Source organism: Thermogutta sp. (assembly GCF_039793925.1).
Taxonomy (GTDB): domain Bacteria; phylum Planctomycetota; class Planctomycetia; order Pirellulales; family Thermoguttaceae; genus Thermogutta.
Map to the genome: position 1 here is coordinate 1 of NZ_JBAMME010000274.1, position 3,971 is coordinate 3,971.

Below are 3,971 nucleotides of genomic sequence, written 5' to 3' on the forward strand. Positions count from 1 at the left end.
TCGCCTACCCGGCCTTCGCCTACCCGGCCTTCGCCTACCCGGCCTTCGCCTACCCTGAGTCCGGCAACGATCTTTTTGGCGTCGTTGCGCAGCCCCTCAAGGGTCGTCACCAGGTCGCGCCCGATGCCATCCTTGGCCCACCCCTCTCGTTTAGAGTCGCGTCCCACGCGCAATTTGAGCCAGTCGGTGATGTCGGACACTTTGTCGGTAGTGCTGGCCAATGTTTCCAGCCCGCGTACCTGGGTTTTGTCCAGTGCGGTGCTGATTAACCGGTCAGCATACTCCTGGGCACGCCGATCATATTCGTCGCTCTGGCGGGCAACGGCCCGGTCCAGTGCTACACGCAGGGCCATCTCCTGAAGCGTTCGCTTGCTCATCGCTCACCTCCAGCATTCGTAGTGAATCGGATAACAGCCAGCCACGCGGCCGAAGCCCTCACTGCGTCGCTCCCCCACGCCCTCGGCCTCTATCTCGGTCAACCGTGTCAGGATAGCCTGCTCCTGAGCAGCATCGCACTCTCCCAGGAGCACCGAGCCTCGCGCCAGGGCGACGGTATCCGGCTTGGGCAGCCCCAGGGCCGCGTTCCAACCGGGAACGGTGACGGCGCTGAGGAATAGAACCGCCCGTTCGGAATCCGGGTAGCGCACCCAGGCAACGCCGTCGGGCAGTCCGAAATGCTGCGGGGTGATCCTATCCAGCACCGGCCGCAGAAGGTCATCGCGCAGGGCCAGATGGCTCAACAGGGTCAGGGAAAAGTAACGCTTGCGAGGGTCTCCGCCCGCGCGGTGTGCTGCCTCGTTGAACTTGCGCCAGCGCTCCGCCAGGGGTTCGCCGGCCGGGGCTTCCTCCCAGGCTTTGACCTCAACCTGGCCCAATCCCCGGCTGCGGCCGGCGCCCAGAAACAGGGGGACCTGGAGCAGGGTCTCCAGGGAGTCTTTCAGAGACAGGTCGGCCAGCCGTACCGGGCCCTGGAACAGGATGGGCTCGGACCGGTCCTGGATTTTGCGTCGCCCGATCAATGTGTGTTGGGTGAACAACATCTCCCGCGCTACTGTGCCGGTGCTGCGTTCAATGGCCGTGTTCACCCGCAGGCGGGAGCGAGGGGACAACGCCGCCACGGGCTCCAGGCCGCTCAGGTAGCCGCTCACGCGATCCAGCGACTCGCCACAATTCGGACTCGGACATTTCTCTTCGCCCTCCGGCTTGCCCAACACATCCAACAACGCATCACGAAAACTCGCCGGGTGGCTCAGGCCGTGGCGTTTGCAAGCCCGCGCAGTGGCCGGCAGCAACAGTGTACGCTCCCCCTCCACCGCCGGCCATAAATCGCCATACTGCACTTGCTCAGAGAGGAACAGAGCGCGAAAGGTGTCATCGGGCATGCCATGCTCGGCCAGATAGGCCTCGGCCAGCGCGCCGCGCAACGCCGTGCCGGGGATATAGTCCAGAGTTCCAACGTACTGGACGCCGGCGCGCGTCTGGTGCAGGGCCAGCGGCGCGCGCAGTTGGAGGGTCAGGACGAATTCAGTTGTCATTCCGCGCCTCCTCGTCAAACTCACCCAGCAGGTCGAGATGAACGAGCACATCTGCCACCTTGATGGATCGTTCGCCGAGAGTAACCTGTTCGGGTAAGTGGATTGCGCAATGCCCTGCGCCGCGGCTGCTCCCGCTTCCCAGGGTGTTAACAAGCCGTAGTCCGGCCAGCAGTAGCAGCAGTTCATAACCACCAGTCGTGTCATCGCCGGCGATTGGCGTCACATCCAGCCAGCCGGTGATGGCAGATTCAAAGCGCAGATTTTCAATGGCGAACTCGGCGGTGAACAGGCGATCCGCAGCGGCGATTCCCAGCGCCCGGCTGAGTTGAACCTGGGTGCGGGTGTAAAACTGCGCCTCGCGATGGGCTTCATTGCCACCCAACACGTTCTGGTAATCTTGGGCCAGCCGAGCATCCTGCCAGTGAAGTCCACTCCCTCGGCCTGGCATTCCGAACACCCGGCAGACCAGGCAGGGTTGTCGCGTGTGCGCCGAGCACATTCCGGTCGGGCGCGGGGCATGGCAGACACGCAATCCGGACCGGCGGGCCACCTGTTCGCAAGCCCGCCGCACGCGCCCCTTGAGCGACGAGGCGGGGATATAGGCCAAGCCATCGGCATCACGCTCAACGGTGCGATGGATGAGGCCGCGCCGAAAGCCGGTGTTCAGCGCCAAGGGGCCGTCCATCTCAATTACAAGTGGTTCGATTTTGATATACGCCCGTGTCATTCCGCCTCTCCTTTCGCTGAAATGAAAGGATACAGTTCCACCAGGTCGGCGAGCGCCGAACGTTTATTGGCATCCCACGGTGGCAGTTGCCCCTCGAACTGAACACCAAAATCTTTGAAGAACGCCTTGAGCCGGTTGTAGCGCGTCTTGTCCGCGCTTCGGCCCAGATAGCCCAGCGTGGCGATGCTGGCCAATTGGGCGTTCACTTCCCCCTCAAACAGCGCCTGATACATGGCCTGCAACTGGCTTGTGGGAAAACCCGCCGCCTTGAATTGGCGAATGTAATAGAGAAGTTTCCGCAGTTCCGCCAGCGGATACGGCCGATGATGGGGGATCGCCGCGCGCAGCATGTCCAGGTCAGTGTCACTCCCCGAAACGACCTGAAAGTCTATCGCGCCGGTCTCGTATCCCTGTTCGGCACAGAGTCTCTTGGCCGACTTTTGCAGCGCTTCGGCCAGCGCGTACATCGCCGGAATGGGGAAATCGGCGTGGGCCAGCACCACACCGCCGGCCATCGTCAGTTTCTTACGTTCGTCAGATAGGCCCGCCGGCGACAAAACTTGCCTTGATGATTGCGCCTCAAACCCTTCGGCAATGGCCAGAGCAACTTCAACGGCCATATCGGCGGCGGTGATCAGCAGCACGTCGTCCCCGCCAATCAAGATGATCTCAAAGGGCGCAATGCCATTGCGCGGAAGGCCGTACTTCTTCAACGCCGCAAATGTCTGTTCTTTCGTCAAACCCCAGAGCCCTTCGGAAAAAGCACGGTAGGCCTCTACAGTCGCTGGTTTGCTCAACAAATCCCCGATCTGATTGCCGTCCAGTGCGATGAACCCCACATAGCCAGGCGGCGAAGAAACCGATCCAATGGCATCCAGGTCCTTGGGTAATTCTTCCTCCTCCCAGACCGTTGGCTCAGCGGCCCATTCAATGAACTCGTAAAAGAACCCCTTACGCTCCCGCCTGCCCAATTCCCGCTTCTTCTGGCAGGCCTGGCACAACCAATCGCCGCTGCCATCCTGGGCCTGGTGCGCTGCCGGATGTTGTCCACAAGAACTGCAAAGGCGCATGTAGGGTTCTATGGGCACGCTGGCCAGTTCCGCTTTGGCCGCTTTGGCCCGGCGCAATTCCCTGCCGGCCCGGCTCATCTCCGCTCCAAACCTTCCCGGCGAGGTATCTGTCCACACACACGCGCCGGTGATGGAGGCAGTAACGGTTGCCGCACGAAACTCGCGCTCAATTTCCGCGATCAAACTGCGTGCCTCTTGCTCCGTCGGCACCAGCACAGCCGCGCCACCGCCAGCAGAATAGACAACCCTCTGCTGTCCATAGCGACTTTCAAGGCCACACTTTCGCTTTTTGTCAAGATCGGCGATCAAAGCGCTGCCGCCGCGGATCTCCTCCAGCCGGTTGGTGGCGAGCAAATACTGTTTGATTCTATCGGTATCAAAGCAGACCAGCCATTGTCCTTCTCCTCTCATCGTTCCTCCTTTCTCCCGCCGCCTACCCCTTTGTGGCTGCGGTGTAGATAATCACGACCTGGCCGATGCAAAACCTTCCGCCAGCAGCCGATCCAGCACAATGGTCATTGCCTGGGGCTCACTCCCCAGGGGGGATCAGGGTTTGCATCTGCTTTCTATCCGTTCTTCGCTGACCTCCACCCCATACCACCCATTCCCCTTCACCGCGTCCTTCCCCACGTGGGTGAA

4 protein-coding genes are annotated in these 3,971 nt (G+C 61.6%); all 4 read right to left on the reverse strand.

Features of this window, described 5'->3' with window-relative positions; all coding sequences use genetic code 11:
- The coding region (locus tag ABJK56_RS13950; protein ID WP_347245277.1) for a hypothetical protein at positions 1-377 on the reverse strand (377 nt) is incomplete at its 3' end.
- A gap of 3 nt (positions 378-380) precedes the next feature.
- Complete coding sequence (locus ABJK56_RS13955; protein WP_347245278.1) at positions 381-1,535, reverse strand: RAMP superfamily CRISPR-associated protein; 1,155 nt, start codon at positions 1,533-1,535, stop codon at positions 381-383.
- Entirely contained in the window at positions 1,525-2,262 is a 738-nt protein-coding gene (locus ABJK56_RS13960; protein WP_347245279.1) for an RAMP superfamily CRISPR-associated protein, read from the reverse strand. The genes ABJK56_RS13955 and ABJK56_RS13960 overlap by 11 nt, the downstream gene beginning before the upstream one ends.
- Positions 2,259-3,743: a hypothetical protein gene (locus ABJK56_RS13965; RefSeq protein WP_347245280.1), complete on the reverse strand. Its 1,485-nt coding sequence runs from the start codon at positions 3,741-3,743 to the stop codon at positions 2,259-2,261. Before ABJK56_RS13965 ends, ABJK56_RS13960 begins: the two co-directional genes overlap by 4 nt.
- Between the last annotated feature and the right edge of the window lie 228 nt (positions 3,744-3,971).

Excerpts from the sequence above, each read along its gene's own strand:
- ABJK56_RS13955 (WP_347245278.1), bottom strand. The coding sequence starts at position 1,535 with ATGACAACTGAATTCGTCCTGACCCTCCAACTGCGCGCGCCGCTGGCC.
- ABJK56_RS13960 (WP_347245279.1), bottom strand. The coding sequence starts at position 2,262 with ATGACACGGGCGTATATCAAAATCGAACCACTTGTAATTGAGATGGAC.
- ABJK56_RS13965 (WP_347245280.1), bottom strand. The coding sequence starts at position 3,743 with ATGAGAGGAGAAGGACAATGGCTGGTCTGCTTTGATACCGATAGAATC.